The sequence below is a fragment of the Thermoflexus hugenholtzii genome (genome assembly GCF_018771565.1).
Taxonomy (GTDB): domain Bacteria; phylum Chloroflexota; class Anaerolineae; order Thermoflexales; family Thermoflexaceae; genus Thermoflexus; species Thermoflexus hugenholtzii_A.
Genome location: NZ_CP076326.1, coordinates 3,263,524 through 3,279,516, shown reverse-complemented (window position 1 = coordinate 3,279,516; position 15,993 = coordinate 3,263,524). Strand labels below are relative to the sequence as shown.

Genomic DNA, 15,993 nt, shown 5'->3' with positions numbered 1-15,993 from the left:
TCATTTTAGGTAGGAGTTACGCAGTTGGCTGTGCCCTTCTCTTCACGCGGCGGACGGGGCTATCATTATGGATGGAGGCGGCGACGATGCCGACGGTCTGTCTGCGGTTCCGATTCGAGGAGCATCCCAAAATCCGCGCTTTGATGGAGGCCTGCGCCGACATCCAGCGGCAGGCCGTCGACTACGCCCTGGAAAACGGCAAAACCGCCACCTTCACCCTCATCAAAGCCCTCTACCCCTCCCTGCGCGCGCAGCATCCGGATCTCCACTCCAGTCTCATCTACGGGGCGATCCGATCCGGCGCCCGGATCGTCCACGGCTTCCGAAACCGGCAGCGGAGAGGGAAGACCCGGGCGGACCGGCCGGAGATCCGGCGTCCATCGGTCTACCTGGTCCAGCAGACGGTGAAGATCGAATGGGACGGCGAGACCCTGACCGTCACGATCCCGGTCTCCCCCCGGGATCCGGAGCCCATCGTCCTCACCTTTCGCCCTCACCACAAGTATCGCCGGCTGCTGGACGAGTGGAAGGCGGGGCGGGCGCGGATGGGGGAGCCGACGCTCACGGCCCATTCCCTCTCCATCCCCTTGAAGTTCCCCGATCCCATCCCCTATGAGCCGGAGGGGGTGATCGGGATCGACAGCAATGAGGGGAATCTGACGGCTTTCGTGACCTCCACCGGTGAGATCCGGGAGATCGACACGGGATATGTGGGGAAGGTCAACCGGGACCATCTGCGGCGCGAGATCAAAGGGACAAGAGGGAAGCACAACCCGAAGGCGAAGAAGAAGATCGCCTCCAAGCACCGAATGATCCGCCGGGAGAAGACGGAGAACTTCTGGCATCATCTGGCCCTGGCGCTGATTGCGTGGGCGCTTGGAATGAAAGCAGCCCTGGTGCTGGAGGACCTGAAGGGGATGAAGGAGCGGATCGGGAAGGGGAAGTCCAGGAGGATGCGGCAGCGTTTGCTCAACTTCTGGAGCATTATGACTTTCCATCGGATTCTGGTTCACAAGGCGAGGTTTTATGGGGTTCCGGTGATTTGGGTGGATCCGCAGAACACGTCCCGGGCGTGTCCGGTATGCGGCAGGGTGGTAGACCGGCTAAGGGGACACGCCCTGGCGTGCCCTTGCGGGGTGAGGATGGGCCGTCACGAGGCGGCGGCGGTGAACATCGCCCGCAGGGGGGTGGAATTCCTCGAGGGCTCCGGCCTTCGAGGCAGGGGTCGGTGGGCGACCCCGGTGGCCGGTCCTCTGGCCTCGGGATAAAACCCAAGGCCACGACCGGAATACGCAGAAAACGGCGTAAGTCCTATTTAGGGGATAGCCGCCCCCGTTCAAGGTTCTGCCTCCGCCCGGAGGCCGCTCGGAGCGCTCCGCCTTGACAGCCCATGGAGCCCTGGCTATACTTTAGAAGTGGACGTGGGCCGTTAGCTCAACTGGTAGAGCAGGGGACTCTTAATCCCAAGGTTGCAGGTTCGAGTCCTGCACGGCCCACCTCACCGCGCCCCGGGGGGCAACCCCGGGGCGCGGTTTTTTATCCGGGCGGATCCGGGTTCGGAAAGGGGTTCACAGCCGGAGGCTCAAAATTCCACCCCATGGAAGCAGGGTTACAATAGAACCGGAACGACATGATTGGAATTCCCTTGCGATCCCGTATACCCTGAAAGACGCTGTTCCGTTTCTTGCCGATGAAGTGATCAGCCATCGATCTTCACCGACCGGTCGGGCAACTGCGTCCAGGCCGATAGAGGCACGGCGCGAAGGCGCCTAAACGAGCTGCGAGCAGCCGGGTGGGCGGCTACCCCTCTGGAAGCGAAAGGGATCTCGCTCATGCCTGGGCCAGGTGCGTTATTCATATTCTCCCTGTTCGGAGCGGCCCTCATCGCCCTGGGGCTGGCTGGATATACCTGGAAAACCCGGTCAGCTCCCGGCGCGGCAGCTCTCTGCGTCATGAATCTGCTGATCGCCCTGTGGACCTCCAGCTACGCCTTCGAGCTTTCCCGGGCCAGCCTGACGGAGAAAGTTTTCTGGGCCAAAGTCCAATACCTCGGGATCGCTTTCATTCCCACCGTATGGTTGATCGTTGCCCTTCACTACACAGGCCACGAGCGCTGGACCTCTCCCCGGCGCCTGGGATGGCTGGTCCTGGAGCCCCTGCTGACGCTGGGGCTGGCCTGGACGAACGAGCGACACGGGTGGATCTGGTCGTCCATCGCCTTAGACGTGCAAGGCCCCTTCCCCCGCATGGCCGTTATCCACGGGACCTGGTTTTACATCCATGTCGCATACGCCTACAGCCTCATGCTCCTGGCCACCATCCTGTTCCTGCGCTTCTTGCTCCGTCGCCCCTCCCTCTATCGGGGTCAGGCCGGGATGATGATGCTCGGCCTCCTGGCGCCCTGGGCCGCCAACGGGTTGACCGCTCTCCTGAACCCCTTCCCCACCGTGACGTTCGATTTCACCCCTTACGGCTTCGTCGTGGGCGGGCTCGCCCTGGCCTGGGGGGCTTACCGGTTCAGGCTCTTAGACATCACACCGATCGCATATGAAACCATCATCGAGAACATGGCGGATGGGTTGATCGTCCTGGACGCCTCCCACCGCCTCGTCGACCTCAACCCGAGCGCCGCCCGCATGCTGGGGCTGGATCGGGATCGAGCGCTGGGACGCCCTGCCCGGGAGATCCTCGCCCTCTGGCCGGACCTGGCAACCCGTCTCCGAGAAGCGACCGAGACGCGGGAGGAGATGGTCCTGGGGGAAGGGGAAGCACGGCGTTTCTATGAGCTGCAGATTTCACCGGTGCGGGATCGACGGGGCCGGATGATCGGCTGGGCCCTCACCCTCCGGGACCTCACCCGCCGTCGGGAGATGGAGCTCATCCTGGAGGATCGGGAGCGGTTCCTGCGCTCCCTTTATGAGATCCTCGGGACTGCTCTGGAGTCGCCAGATCTTCCGTCCATGCTTCAGGTGCTGGCCGATCGCCTGGGAGCCATCATCGGGGCCGACGGTTGCTTCATCACGCAGTGGGACGAGCGGTCCGGCCAACCGATTCCCATGGCGGCCTATGGCCCCTTGCGGGAGATCTACCCCACCTTGCGGGCCCAGCCCGGGGAAGTCACCGCTACGGAATCCGCCTTACGGGCCGGCCGGCCCCTTCCCATCGAGGATGTGTCCAACACTCCTTACCTCAGCCCCCGCATCGCGGCGCAGTTCCCCACCCGATCCCTGCTGGCCCTCCCCCTCATCGCCGGAGGGAAGTGGCTGGGGGCCCTCCTGATCGCCTACAACACCCCTCATCGGTTCACCAGCGAGGAGATCGCCCGGGGGGAGATCATGGCGCGCATCGTTGCCCTGGCGATCGCCAAAGCGCGCTCCCTGGAGGAGGCCCAGGCCCGCTGGCGGGAAGCAGACACCCTCCGACGGGCGATCGCCGCGGTGGTGGAGGCCCCCACCCTGACCGTGATGCTCCGGCGCATCCTGGAACAACTCCGCACCCTCATCCCCTATGACAGCGCTTCGGTCCAGTGGCTTCGAGAGGGATATCTCGAGATCGTCGGGCAGAGCGGCCTCCCGGAGTCCGTCCTGGGCTTCCGATTCCCGATCCCCGGGGACAACCCGAACACGCGGGTCGTCCTTGAGCGAAAGCCCCTGATCCTTCCGGACGCGCCAGCGGAGTATCCGATCTTCCGGGAGCCTCCGCACGCTCCCATCCGATCGTGGATGGGGATCCCTCTCATCGCTCAGGACCGAGTGATCGGGATGCTGGCGCTGGACAGCTACCAGCCCGGCTTTTTCCATGAGGACCATCTCCGATTGGTCATGCCCTTTGTGAACTCGGTGGCCGTCGCGCTGGAGCGGGCGCGATGGCTGGAGGAGGAACGACGGCACCGGGAGGAGCTGAGCCGGCTGAACCAGGACCTGGAGGCCTTCGCCCATACGGTGGCTCATGACCTTAAACAGCCCCTGGGCGTGATCCTGGGAGCAACAGAGTTCCTGGAGAAGGATCTGGAGACGCTATCCGTGGAAGAGCTCCGGGAGCATCTGCGCTGGATCCGCCGGGTGGGTAAGAAAATGCATCGGATGATCGAAGAGCTCCTGCTGCTGGCCCGCGTCCGTTACACGGAGGTCCCTCGCGAGCCGGTGGCCATGGGGACGATTGTGGAGGCGGTCCTGGAGCGGCTGGCCCCCCTGATCACCGAGACCGGCGCCCACATCGATCTGCCGGAATCCTGGCCAACCGTCCTCGGGTATGGTCCATGGCTTGAAGAAGTGTGGGCGAATTACCTGAGCAATGCCCTGCGATACGGCGGGCGGTCTCCCCGGGTGGTTCTGGGGGCCGATCGCCTTCCGAACGGCGCGCTCCGGTTCTGGGTGAAAGATAACGGGCCGGGGATCCCGCCGGAGGAGCAGGCCCGGCTCTTCGCTCCCTTCGGGGTTCGGGATCGACGGCCCGGAAGCCATGGCCTGGGGCTCTCCATCGTGCGGATGATCGTCGAGAAACTGGGCGGGGAGGTGGGCGTGGAGAGCACACCCGGGCGTGGCAGCACCTTCTGGTTCACCCTGCCCGCGGCGGATTCCGCACAGCAGCCGGGACTCCCTCCTCTCCGGAGCGGAGAAGGGTCCTACGGATGAAACCCGCGCGGCTCGCATGGGTTCCTCTGGGGCTTGCGGGCCTGCTCCTCCTGAGCCTGTGCCGGAGCAGGTCCTCTCCCCTGTCATCGATCCCTACCCCCACCGCTCCACCCGCCGCGCCGCTCCCTATGTCAAGCCCGTCCACCCTGCCCGCTCCGTTCCTCCGCCTCACAGAACCGCTGCCCTCTCCTCTTGGGCCCATTGTCTGGCCCCGCACCGATGGCCTCTGGGTGACGGATCCGGAAGGGGAGACCCTGTGGCGGGTCGATCGAGAGGCCATCACGGGCTTATGGTCGCCCGATCAGCGGTTCCTGGCCCTGGTCCGGCCGGATCCGGCCCGGCCGGAGCATCTCCTGCTCGATTTGCTCTTCCCCCTGGCAGGAGAGCGCCGCCGCTTCCCGGAGCTCCGGCTCACGCGCGCGGGCGGGATGGCGTGGGCACGGGCGATGGGATCCCTCCGGCTGTGGTTCGTCCCGGCGGAACGTCCCTTCTGTCTGGCCCGCCTGGATCCGGAATCCGGAGGGCGGGACTCCGATCTCTGCTTCGATCCGGCCAGCCGGGTCCGGGCGATCCACAGCCTGACGATGATGCCGGATGGGCGCCTCGCCTTTGTCGCGCATGACGTCGACGGCCGGTGGACCCTCCATCAGCTGGATCCGATCACGGAACAGATCCGCTCGTCGTCCCTGCCGGTGGAGTCCCGCTCGCCGGAGAGGGTTCGGATCCGCCTCCTTCCCTCGCCTACCGGACGGGATCTGGCGATCCTGATGGATGCGGAGGCCGATGAGGATCGGTCGGGGCTCCATCTTCTGGACCTGGAGGCTGGGGCCTTCTGGCTGTTCGTGCCCTCGCCGCGGCCGCGCGAGGCGATCTGGGCTCCGGACGGCCGGCGCCTGCTCCTGATGCGGCCCGGGGATCACGGGAAGGGGCCCGGCGGATGGCTGCGCATCGACCTGATGGATCGATCGCGGCCGGTCTTCAGCGCAGAGGGGCCTTCGCTTCCCTGGTGGGATCCGCTTCTGGGGTGGGAGGATAGGATATTCTTCTCCACCCGGTTGTGGCTCGCTGAGACCGCGGTCTGGCTTCCGCTGGCATGGCGATCGGAGGCCTCCGGCCGGAGCGATCGCGTCCTCATCGGATGGGAGGGCGGGGGCGAGGAGCCGTGGCAACGTCTGGGCCGGCTGATCTGGCTCACCGTGCCGGGAGGCAGTTTCGCAGGGTTCGCCGGCCTCCTGGGGGAGAACCCCATGGCCTGGCCGGTCCTCCACATCCCGGAGGCCTCGCTCTCCGTGCGCTATCCCCCGGGCTGGATCCCCCGGGAGCTTCCGCCGGACGAACACGCGCGCCGTCGCGTTCGGTTCATCCCGCCTCTTTATGCGAGCCAGCCCCCCGGCGAGGCGCCGGGGATCGACTGCATCCTCTATCGCTTCCCGATCACCGGCACTCTGGAGGAGTGGGCCCCGCGCCGCGAGGCTCCGCGCACGACCCTTCCGACGTCGGCCAGCGGGCTTCCGGCGCTTCACGTTCGGCGGGACGGGGAACCGGCGGAGGAAACGTGGATCGCCGCGGGCCTCCATGGGATCGGCCTGGGGTATACCGATCGCGGCGCCGTGGACCTGGGGAGCGCCTTTCTCCTGATGCGGGAGGGCCTGACGTTCACCGCCGCGCGCCTCCCGGCGGGCCTGATTTACTGGAGCGGGGGAGCGCTGTGGCGGATCGATCTGGATGGCCGGGCGCGCCCCCTCGCCCGGCCGCCGGATCCCCCCATCGATCCCTTCCGGCCTATCCGGCTTTCCCCCGACGGTCGTTTCATGGAGAGCATCCGGGATACGGATCTCTATCAGTGGGATCTCCAGGGGAACGTCGTCCGGAACCTCACCTGGGAGGTTCCGGAGCTCGTGCTGGCTGCATATGAATGGCCGGCCCGCCCGGAGTGGCTGATCCTGGAGGTGATGTCCCCAAGCGCCTTACCTCCCCGTGTCGCCCTCGCGGCCATCCGTCGGGATGGCACCGATTACCGGATCCTGGATCCTGATGCGGGCGGGATCGGTCCGGCTGCCCCCGGCCCGGACGGACAAGCGATCGCCTATGTGCGAGGTGAGGTTCCCGCGCTATATGTCTGGGAGAAAGGCCCGATTCTCCTGGACTGGTTTCCATCCCGTTGGGATGGATGGCAGCGGGTTTCCGTCTCCCATCCGGCCTGGGCGCCGGATGGCCGCCGCCTGGCATGGTCGGTGTATGCGCGGCGAGAGCGCGAGAGTCAATCCGCCATCGTGATCACGGACCTGAGGACACGCCGGGCCCAGGTGCTGCCGCTCTGGACGCGGCCGGAGCCTTATCCTCCGATCCCCTCCGGGATCACGTGGAGCGCGGATGGACAATGGCTCGCCTTCTTGGCTCCCTCTCCGGATCCAAGGTATGGGGATGTTTGGGTGCTCCGAGCGGACGGGAAGGAGGGGCGGCATCTTTTTGCGGACGTGAAGGAGATCGCCTGGAGCCCCCGAGAGCCTCTTCTGCTCGCTCTCCGTCCACGCTGGGATGGCCTGTGGAGCGTCCGCCTGGTGGAGCCCGGGACGTGGCGGCTCTGGGAGGCGCCCTGGCCCCCCGGAGCCCGACCGGTCGACTGGCGCCCGTGAGCGCCCTTGCCCGATCTCGCAACGCTCGCCGGAGGAGAAGCCTATGGGAACCAACCTCTTCGCCCTTCATCCGGAAGAAGGGGACGAATGGAGCGGGTGGTGCTATGGGAGCTCGTGGCGGATGGCCCGGGAGCTGGAAGCGCTGCTGGCCAACGAAAGCCTCCCGGTTTTGATCCGCTGGGAAGACTTTGATGTCCTGGAGCGGAGCCGGGGCTCCCCGGAGCCCGTGCGGGTCCGGTTTTTGCGGCCGGAAGCGCGGGAGCGATTGCAGCAGGAATGGGCGGATCGTCAGGAGAAGCTCCGAAGGCGCCTCCAGGAGGCGGAGCGCGAGCTGGAGGAAGAGCTACAGGAGGAGATGAGCGCCGCGTCCCGGACGGATCGCCGGTTGTTGCGCTGGATCCGCTCCCTTCGGGATCGCATCGAGGAAGGGGCGATCCTGTTCCGGGAGGTGCGAGTCGTCCTTCCTCGGGGCGGACGCGAGCCCGGATAGGGGAGCCTTCATGGCTTCCGGACATCCATGCGCCGGCGAGAGCCGCTTCAGGGCGATCGCCCCTGCAGCGGGCGGGAGCGTTCATTCGAAAACGCCGAACCCTTCCCGAAGAGCGCGGAAGTCCATTTCCGGAAGGCTGGGAACACCCAAACCGCGAGGGCTCGATAAATCCCAAGCCCCAGCACACTCCACCCCGCCGTTTGATACATGACCCGAACGCCGGCCCTGGCCGTATCCGTGCCGCTCATCAGCCCGTGGACTGTGACCATCAGGAAGACCACAAAGCTCAGGTAATGGATCCGCCGCCACGTCGCATGACCGATGCGCCGCCGGACATAGAAAGAGAGCGTCACCAGCGCCAGCAAATACAGGCCCAGCTGCCCCCACCCCACCCAGAACGGCCGGTAGTCCACGCTAAGACGAAAAGCTCCCTTTGGGCTTCCGGCTCCGATCGGGCTAATCCTTTCGCTCGATCTCCAGAGCGACGAGCGTTCCATCCGGCTGGCGCCGCGCCTTGACCTCCACGCGATCGCCAACCCGGGGACTGCCGCGGATCCGGGTATCGCTCGTGACCTGCACCGCGCGGCCGTCGATCACCCAGGTGGATCCGGCGATCGCCTGGAGGATCCCCTTCCATTCCACGGTATCTCCCTTGTCGTGATCCTCCGGCGTCGGCGTGGGCCGCGGCGTCTCGGTCGGCCGAGGCGTGGGGGTGGACGTCTCCGGCGCGGTCGGCGACGGGGTGGCCGTGGGAGCGGGCGCAGGGATCGGCGTCGCCGTCGGCCCGGGGGTCCGCGTCGGCGGACGGGTCCGCGTCGGGGTTGATGTGGGCGTGGAGGTCTCCTGGATCTCCTCCGGCGTCCGGGTGGGCTCCGGAGTCCACGTTGGGGTCTCCGGGATCGCCTGGATCCGCAGGGCGATCCACCGTCCTTCCGGCCCCAGAAAGGCGGTCACCATCGCCCGCTGGTCCAGGGCCACCGGCCCCACGATCTCCGTCTCGGGGAAGACCTCCACCGGGATCCCCCCGATGCGCCAGGTGGTCCCCTCGATCCCCTCAATCCGGCCCTCCCAGGTCACCGTCCCCGAGCCCCGGCGCTGCGCGAGGGCTCGGTATTCCTCCCAGCGGCGGGCGGCCAGGGTCTCCTCCACCAGACGCCGCTCCACCGGGTCCAGCGTCAGCGCCAGCCAGACCTGCTCCTCCGCCCGCTTCAACCCGTAGAGGGGATCCCCCGGAAGGCTCTGCTGGGCCAGGAGATGCAGCATCCCGGCGATCAGCAGGATGCCCGCGAGGACGGCGCCGGCCCGAGCATACCGGAGCCATCCGAACAGGATCCCGGCCCAGGGACGGCGAGCGGCCCGAAGCTCCTCCGCGCGCCGGAGGAAGGCGGCCCGGGAGGCCAGTTCCGCGCGCAGGGACGGCCCCGGGGGGCGCGCCCGCTCCAGGAGATGGGCGGCGCGCAGGGCCGGAGCCAGCTCCGGATAGCGGGCCGCCACCGCTTCGAGCGGAGCTCCTTCCCGGAGCAACCGCAGGGCTTCTTCCAGCTCCTCCTCACGCTGCGCCATGGTCGCTCCTGAGGTCCTGTAATCGTTTGGCGAGGGCGGCCAGGGCCCGATGCTGCAACAACTTCACCGCCCCCACGCTTTTCCCCAGCTCCCGGGCGATCTGCGCCAGGGGGAGATCCATCCAGAACCGCATCAGGATCACCGCCCGCTGATCGGGCGTGAGGTGCTCCAGAGCCTCTCGCACCCGCTCCTGGACCACCACATCGCTCCGCTCCTCCTCCCTCGCGGCTGCCCACGCCTCCTCCAGCGCGACCTCCGGGCGCCGGTAGCGGGCGCGGTGGTGATCGGCCACCAGGTGATCCGCGGTCCGAAACAGCCAGGCCGTCAGGTGCCGCTCCGGCCCCCGCCCCCGATGGAAAGCCTCCAGGAGGCGCGTGAAGACCTCGGCGGTGAGGTCCTCCGCCGCCATCCGTTCCCCGACCCGGCCGAGCACGTAGAAATACAGCATTCGGTAATACCGCTCGTGCAGCTCGGCCAGGGCCTCCGGATCCAGGGACCGCGCGCGGGCCAGCAGAGCCTGTTCGTCCGTCACCGTTCCGGATCGCTCAAGAAAAGTTTCCACCGTCGATCGACCCCATCGTATCCGCTCTGGGGGAAGGATGCCATCGGGTCCCCGGCTGAAAAAGGCTGGGCAGAGGACCATTGTGCGCGGCCGGTCCTCCGCCCCACCCTCTTCCCGGTCCCACGATTCGGGAGGGCCGCGCGTCCCCCGGATCGTGTCACCCCATTGTTGGGATCGCCCTCCGGATGCGAGCCGCCATCCTTAATCGTCATCATCCTTGTCCTTTCCGGACCGATCCTCCTGCTTGTCCTCGCCTTTCCCCTTATCGCCCTTCCCGGACTTCTCCCCCTTCCGTTCCTCGCCGCTTCCTTTACGGTCCTTCCCGGACGGATCACCGCCCTTCTTCCCCTCGTCACGTCCGGCCTGAAGGCTGCCGGAATCCTTCCCGGAGCGGTCCTCCCGATGGATCCGCGAGGCCAGGATCGTGCCGTCCGCCTGGAGGACCCCCTTCACCTCCACCAGGTCTCCCACCGCAATGGGGCCATCGATGCGGGTGGTCGCGGTCACGATGACGGTCTGCCCGGCGATCTGATAGCCGTTCGGGAGGACCTCCTCCACCACGCCCTTGAACTCGATCTCAGCGCCCTTCCGCTCCGCCTCCTCCACGTGGATTCGCGAGGCCAGGATCGTGCCGTCCGCCTGGAGGACCCCCTTCACCTCCACCAGGTCCCCCACCGCAATGGGGCCATCGATGCGGGTGGTCGCGGTTACCACCACCGTGCGCCCGCTCACCCGATAGCCGTTCGGGAGGACCTCCTCCACCACCCCCTTGAACTCGATCTCAGCGCCCTTTCGCTCGGGCTTCTCCACGTGGATGCGGAAGGCCAGGACCGTGCCATCCGCCTGGAGGACCCCCTTCACCTCCACCAGGTCCCCCACCGCGATCGGGCCATCGATACGAGTGGTCGCAGTCACCACCACCGTGATCCCGGCGATCCGGTAGCCGTTGGGAAGGACCTCTTCCACCACCCCCTTGAACTCCATCCGAACCGGCCCGGGAGCCTTCTTCACCTTGATCTCGCGGGCCAGGATGCGGCCATCGGCCTGAAGGAACCCCTTCACCTCCACCCAGTCTCCGACGGCGATGGGGCCCTTCACCTTCGTGAAGTCCGTCACCACGACGGTGCGGCCGCTGACCCGATAGCCGTCCGGGAGGATTTCCTCCACCAAGCCCGTGAACTTCACTTCCTCCCGCAGGCGGATGCGGGTCGCCAGGATCGTCCCATCCGGCTGGGGGATCCCCTCGACCTTGACGAAATCCCCCACGGCGATCGGACCCTCGATGCGCGTGGTGGTCGTCACGATCACCGTCTGGCCGGCGACCCGGTAGCCGTTGGGAAGGATCTCCTCCACCATCCCCTCGAACTCAACCCGGGGTTGTCCCTCCTCCTCCCGATGGATCCGCGAGGCCAGGATCGTTCCATCGGGCTGGAGAGTCCCCTTCACCTCCACGAACGTCCCCACCGCGATGGGGCCATCGATCCGTGTGGTGGCGGTCACGATGACGGTCCGCCCGGCGATCTGATAGCCGTCCGGCAGGATCGCCTCCACGACGCCCTTGAACTCCACCTCGGCGGGCGGGGCCTCCACCTCGATCTGAAGCGCGAGGACGGAGCCGTCGGCCTGCAGGATTCCCTTCACCTTCACGAAGACGCCCACCTCGACCGCGCCTTCCACTCGAGTGGTGGTCGTCACGATCACCGTCTGGCCGGCGACCCGGTAGCCGTTGGGAAGGATCTCCTCCACCACGCCTCGGAACTCCATGCGCGGGATCGGCGTGGGAAGCGGGGAGACGAAGGTCCCGGCGGCCCCGGGGCCCATCGCCGTCGACTCAGCGGAGGAGCGGACCCGGATCACCATCGCGCTCAGCGCTCCGTCCGCCTGCGTCCCCTCGATCTCCACCTGCGAGCCCACCTGCACCGACCCCAGGATCTGCGTGTCGCCGGTCCAGCGGACCCGTTGGCCGGAGACCTGGAGGCCATCGGGGAGGACCGCCTCCACCGTCCCCTGCCAGCGGATCGTCTGCCCATCCCCGGCGGCGGGAGCGGTCGTGCAGGCGGTCAGCGCGAGGAGCGCCAGCCCAAGCCCGAGGATCCCCAAACGAAAGATCTTTTGCATGGAAGCACCTCCCTGACGGTTTGAACGGAGCGGATCGAGCGGCGCGCCGTGATCCGCCCATCATGTCGGCGGTGGACGGCAAAAGGTTACGGGGTTCCGGGGAGGACTGGCCGATCGCCGGATCTCGTGTTATACTGTGCAGCCGGTATCCCATCCCACACACCCTGGACCGGAGGGGCGTGCCGGGCGCGGCCCGGCTCCCGGCCGGGAGGAAGGGGTGGAGGAGAAAAACGCATTCGGAGGAGCGCCTATGCCGCGTGTGACGATGAAGGAGCTGCTGGAAGCCGGGGTGCACTTCGGCCACAAGACCAACCGCTGGCACCCCAAGATGAAACCCTATATCTTCACGGAACGCAACGGCGTCCACATCATCGACCTCCAGCAAACCATCCGCGCCATCGACAGCACTTATGAGCTGGTCCGGGACAAGGTGGCCCAGGGCGGCGTGATCCTGTTCGTGGGGACCAAGCGGCAGGCCCAGGAGACCATCGCCGCGGAAGCCCAGCGCTGCCAGATGCCCTATGTGAACTACCGCTGGCTGGGCGGCACCCTCACCAACTGGCGGACCATCCGGGAGCGCATCCGCTACTACATCCAGCTGGACGAGATGATCCGCAACGGCGGGCTGGAGACGATGCCCAAGAAGGAGGCCATCCGGCTCCGTCGCAAATACGAGAAGATGCGCCTCAAGTTCGAGGGGCTCCGGCCCCTCAAGCGCCTCCCCGACATGCTGTTCGTGGTGGACACCATGCGGGAGGCCACGGCGATCCGCGAGGCGAACGCCCTGAACATCCCCGTCATCGCCATGGTCGACACCAACTGCGACCCCGATCCCATCGACTACATCATCCCGGCCAACGATGACGCCATCCGCTCCATCAAGCTCATCACCCGGTTGATGGCGGACGCCGTCCTGGAGGGCCTGCAGCTGCGGGAGAAGATCGGCGTGGCGGAAGTCCCGACTGAGGAGGAGGAAATCGAGGAGGCCGTGCCGGCTCTGGAGCCCCGCCGCGTCTTCGAGGCGGAGGAGGAAGAGGCCGAGGAAGAGATCGAGGAGGAGATCGGGGAGGAGCTGGAGGAGCTCCCCTGAGCCGGCCCCTGCCCGGGCCTTTTCGAACATCCTTCGATGGAGGGAAGACCCTTGAACATCACCGTCGATATGGTCAAGCGCCTGCGGGAGATGACCGGCGCCGGGATCCTGGATTGCCGGAAAGCCCTGGAGGAGACCGGTGGGGATTTCGAGAAGGCGATCGATTACCTGCGGGAGAAGGGGCTGGCCCGGGCGGCCCGCAAGCTGGAGCGAACCGCCCGGGAGGGCCTGGTGGTGGCCTACGTGCACCCCGGCAATCGGGTGGGCGTGCTGCTGGAGCTGAACTGCGAGACGGATTTCGTCGCCCGCACCCCGGAGTTCCAGCAGCTGGCCCACGACCTGCTGCTCCAGATCGCCGCCACCAACCCTCGCTACATCCGCCGCGAGGACATCCCGGCGGAGGTCCTGGAGCACGAGCGGCAGATCTATCTAAAAGAAGCCCTCAACGAGGGCAAGCCCCCGCACATCGCTGAGAAGATCGCGGAGAACCGGCTGGCCCGCTTCATCCAGGAGGTCTGCCTGCTGGAGCAGCCCTTCATCCGGGATGAGAACCGCACGGTCAACGAGCGGATCATGGAGGTCATCGCCCGCGTCGGGGAGAACATCGTGGTCCGTCGGTTCGCACGATACGAACTGGGGGAGACGGTGGAATGATGAAGAGGGCCGGGCCCTGAAGCCCGGCCTTCTTGATGAAACCCAGCCCCTCCGATCAGGAGGCGCGTGGACCACCTGAGCCGAACGGGAAGGAGCACGCGATGTCCGGTCCGAAATACCGGCGGATCCTGTTGAAGCTGGGCGGGGAAGCGCTGGCCGGGCCCGGGGGATTCGGGATCAGCCCGGAACGGGCCACGGAGCTGGCCGCCCGCATCAAGGCGGTGAAGGAGATGGGGGTGGAGATCGCCATCGTCATCGGCGCCGGCAACCTGTGGCGGGGCCGGGATGGGATCGCGCATCGCATGGACCGGGCCACCGCCGATCAGATGGGGATGCTGGCCACCGTGATGAACTCCCTCGCGCTGCGGGATGCCCTGGAGCGCCTCGGGGTGCCCACCCGCGTCCAGACGGCCATCGAGATGCGCGCCATCGCCGAGCCCTACATCCGGCTCCGGGCCATCCGCCACCTGGAGAAGGGGCGCGTGGTCATCCTGGGGGCCGGGACCGGGAACCCTTACTTCACCACGGACACCGCCGCGGCCCTGCGGGCGATGGAGATCCACGCTGACGTCCTCATCAAGGCCACCAAGGTGGATGGGGTCTACGAGGAAGATCCCATGGTCAACCCCAACGCCCGCAAGTTTGATAAACTAACATATATAGAGGCCCTGAACCTGCGGGTGAAGGTGCTGGACAGCACGGCCCTTTCCCTGTGCATGGATCACAACCTGCCCATCATCGTCCTGGATCTCTGGCAGCCGGACAGCCTGGAACGGGCGGTGCGAGGGGAGCCGGTGGGCACGCTGATCGATGGCTGAGCCGCATCCGCCCGCCGCTTGAACCTGGCGGAGGTGAAAAGGCGCGATGATCCCGAAACAGGTCTTCCGCGACGCCGAAGAGCGCATGCGCAAGGCCATTCGGGTGTTCGAGGACGAGCTCAAGGGCATCCGCACGGGGCGCGCTTCCCCCGCCCTGGTGGAGCGGATCCCGGTGGAATACTACGGGACCCAGGTCCCGCTGGAGCAGCTGGCCATCATCCGGGCTCCGGAGCCGAACCTGCTGACCATCCAGCCCTATGACCCGAAGGCCCTGCCGGAGATCGAACGGGCCATCCTCAAGTCCGACCTGGGGCTAACTCCCAGCAACGACGGCCGGATCATCCGACTGGTGCTGCCCCGGCTCACCGAACAGCGCCGTCAGGAGCTGGTGAAGCTGGTGCACAAGCGGCTCGAGGAGACCCGCGTCGCCATCCGCAACATCCGGCGGGATGCCCTGGAGGAGCTGCGGGCCCGCCACAAGAACAAAGAGATGTCTGACGATGAGCTGGAGGAGGCCAAGGAGGAGGTTCAGAAGCTCACCGACCGCTACATCGAGGAGGCGGAGAAGGTCGCCCAGGCCAAAGAGAAGGAGATCATGTCCTTCTGAATCATGGCCGGGAGGGGGAGAGATCCCCGCCCGGATTCGGAGAGGGCCCGGAAGGAGGAGTCCGTGAGGCAGCAGAACGGTCAGGTCGCAGAGATCGCGCTGAAAATCCCCACCCATATCGCCATCATCATGGACGGCAACGGCCGCTGGGCCAAGGCCCGCGGTCTCCCTCGCCTGGCCGGGCATCGGGCCGGCACGGAGAACCTGCGCCGGGTGATCGAGGCCTGCGCCGACCTCGGGGTCCGCATCCTCACCATCTATGCCTTCTCCACCGAGAACTGGCGCCGCCCCCCGGAGGAGGTCTACGGCCTCTTCGGGTTGCTGGAGCAGATGATCGATCGGGAGCTGGACAACCTGGACCGCAATGGGGTGCAGATCCGCCATCTGGGCAGCCTGGAGGGGGTGCCCGAACGGCTCCAGCGGAAGATCCGCATGGCCATCGAGCGGACGAAGGGGAACTCCCGGCTCATCCTCTGCGTCGCCTTCAACTACGGAGGCCGCCAGGAGATCGTGGAGGCCGTCCGCCGCATCATCGCCGACGGCGTCCCCCCGGAGGCGGTCAACGAGGAGCTGATCTCCCGCTACCTGTATACCGCCGGGCTGCCGGATCCGGATCTGATCATCCGCACCAGCGGGGAGATGCGACTGAGCAACTTCCTGCTCTGGCAGGCCGCCTATGCGGAGTTTTACGTAACGCCCGTCTACTGGCCCGACTTCGACCGGGAAGAGCTGCTGAAGGCCATCGAGGCCTACAGCCGCCGGGAGCGTCGGTTCGGACAGATCAGCGAGCAACTGGCTCCCCCCGGATAACCTTCCTGATC

13 protein-coding genes and 1 tRNA gene are annotated in these 15,993 nt (G+C 66.8%); 10 read left to right on the top strand and 4 right to left on the bottom strand.

The window, feature by feature from the left end:
- Positions 1-86: 86 nt before the first annotated feature.
- From KNN16_RS14860 to KNN16_RS14840, 5 genes are all read left to right on the top strand, one after another.
- On the top strand, positions 87-1,268 hold the full coding sequence (locus tag KNN16_RS14860) for a transposase (protein ID WP_303897883.1): 1,182 nt from the start codon (positions 87-89) through the stop codon (positions 1,266-1,268).
- A 155-nt stretch (positions 1,269-1,423) separates the two neighbouring features.
- Positions 1,424-1,496 (top strand) — tRNA-Lys (locus KNN16_RS14855).
- A gap of 336 nt (positions 1,497-1,832) precedes the next feature.
- Complete coding sequence (locus tag KNN16_RS14850) at positions 1,833-4,634, top strand: histidine kinase N-terminal 7TM domain-containing protein (RefSeq protein WP_303897881.1); 2,802 nt, start codon at positions 1,833-1,835, stop codon at positions 4,632-4,634.
- A gap of 230 nt (positions 4,635-4,864) precedes the next feature.
- On the top strand, positions 4,865-7,270 hold the full coding sequence (locus tag KNN16_RS14845) for a hypothetical protein (protein ID WP_303897880.1): 2,406 nt from the start codon (positions 4,865-4,867) through the stop codon (positions 7,268-7,270).
- A 43-nt stretch (positions 7,271-7,313) separates the two neighbouring features.
- Entirely contained in the window at positions 7,314-7,760 is a 447-nt protein-coding gene (locus KNN16_RS14840) for a hypothetical protein (RefSeq protein ID WP_303897879.1), read from the top strand.
- A 47-nt stretch (positions 7,761-7,807) separates the two neighbouring features.
- Here KNN16_RS14840 and KNN16_RS14835 read toward each other — a convergent pair whose 3' ends face one another.
- The 4 genes from KNN16_RS14835 to KNN16_RS14820 form a co-directional block, all read right to left on the bottom strand.
- On the bottom strand, positions 7,808-8,173 hold the full coding sequence (locus KNN16_RS14835) for a hypothetical protein (protein WP_303897877.1): 366 nt from the start codon (positions 8,171-8,173) through the stop codon (positions 7,808-7,810).
- 43 nt (positions 8,174-8,216) lie between these two features.
- A complete protein-coding gene (locus tag KNN16_RS14830) occupies positions 8,217-9,323 on the bottom strand; it encodes a DUF5666 domain-containing protein (protein ID WP_303897875.1) in 1,107 nt (368 codons plus the stop codon).
- A complete protein-coding gene (locus tag KNN16_RS14825) occupies positions 9,310-9,855 on the bottom strand; it encodes an RNA polymerase sigma factor (RefSeq protein ID WP_299283488.1) in 546 nt (181 codons plus the stop codon). Before KNN16_RS14825 ends, KNN16_RS14830 begins: the two co-directional genes overlap by 14 nt.
- Positions 9,856-10,086: 231 nt before the next feature.
- Complete coding sequence (locus KNN16_RS14820) at positions 10,087-12,003, bottom strand: DUF5666 domain-containing protein (RefSeq protein WP_303897872.1); 1,917 nt, start codon at positions 12,001-12,003, stop codon at positions 10,087-10,089.
- A gap of 250 nt (positions 12,004-12,253) precedes the next feature.
- On the opposite strand from KNN16_RS14820, the gene rpsB reads away from it, so the two are divergent.
- The 5 genes from rpsB (at position 12,254) to KNN16_RS14795 (ending at position 15,982) form a co-directional block, all read left to right on the top strand.
- Entirely contained in the window at positions 12,254-13,093 is an 840-nt protein-coding gene (gene rpsB / locus KNN16_RS14815) for a 30S ribosomal protein S2 (protein WP_303897870.1), read from the top strand.
- Positions 13,094-13,129: 36 nt separating this feature from the next.
- A complete protein-coding gene (gene tsf, locus KNN16_RS14810; RefSeq protein WP_366972131.1) occupies positions 13,130-13,747 on the top strand; it encodes a translation elongation factor Ts in 618 nt (205 codons plus the stop codon).
- 101 nt (positions 13,748-13,848) lie between these two features.
- Positions 13,849-14,565 (top strand): UMP kinase, encoded by a 717-nt coding sequence (gene pyrH / locus KNN16_RS14805; RefSeq protein ID WP_299283496.1) that lies wholly within the window; start codon positions 13,849-13,851, stop codon positions 14,563-14,565.
- Between the two features lie 46 nt (positions 14,566-14,611).
- Positions 14,612-15,172: a ribosome recycling factor gene (frr, locus tag KNN16_RS14800; RefSeq protein ID WP_299283498.1), complete on the top strand. Its 561-nt coding sequence runs from the start codon at positions 14,612-14,614 to the stop codon at positions 15,170-15,172.
- 63 nt (positions 15,173-15,235) lie between these two features.
- Positions 15,236-15,982: an isoprenyl transferase gene (locus KNN16_RS14795; RefSeq protein ID WP_299283500.1), complete on the top strand. Its 747-nt coding sequence runs from the start codon at positions 15,236-15,238 to the stop codon at positions 15,980-15,982.
- Positions 15,983-15,993 lie beyond the last annotated feature (11 nt).

What these genes read in the sequence shown, in the direction of transcription:
- KNN16_RS14860 (WP_303897883.1), top strand. Translation starts at nt 87, where the DNA reads ATGCCGACGGTCTGTCTGCGGTTCCGATTCGAGGAGCATCCCAAAATC.
- KNN16_RS14850 (WP_303897881.1), top strand. Translation starts at nt 1,833, where the DNA reads ATGCCTGGGCCAGGTGCGTTATTCATATTCTCCCTGTTCGGAGCGGCC.
- KNN16_RS14840 (WP_303897879.1), top strand. Translation starts at nt 7,314, where the DNA reads ATGGGAACCAACCTCTTCGCCCTTCATCCGGAAGAAGGGGACGAATGG.
- KNN16_RS14830 (WP_303897875.1), bottom strand. Translation starts at nt 9,323, where the DNA reads ATGGCGCAGCGTGAGGAGGAGCTGGAAGAAGCCCTGCGGTTGCTCCGG.
- KNN16_RS14820 (WP_303897872.1), bottom strand. Translation starts at nt 12,003, where the DNA reads ATGCAAAAGATCTTTCGTTTGGGGATCCTCGGGCTTGGGCTGGCGCTC.
- rpsB (WP_303897870.1), top strand. Translation starts at nt 12,254, where the DNA reads ATGCCGCGTGTGACGATGAAGGAGCTGCTGGAAGCCGGGGTGCACTTC.
- tsf (WP_366972131.1), top strand. Translation starts at nt 13,130, where the DNA reads ATGGAGGGAAGACCCTTGAACATCACCGTCGATATGGTCAAGCGCCTG.
- pyrH (WP_299283496.1), top strand. Translation starts at nt 13,849, where the DNA reads ATGTCCGGTCCGAAATACCGGCGGATCCTGTTGAAGCTGGGCGGGGAA.
- frr (WP_299283498.1), top strand. Translation starts at nt 14,612, where the DNA reads ATGATCCCGAAACAGGTCTTCCGCGACGCCGAAGAGCGCATGCGCAAG.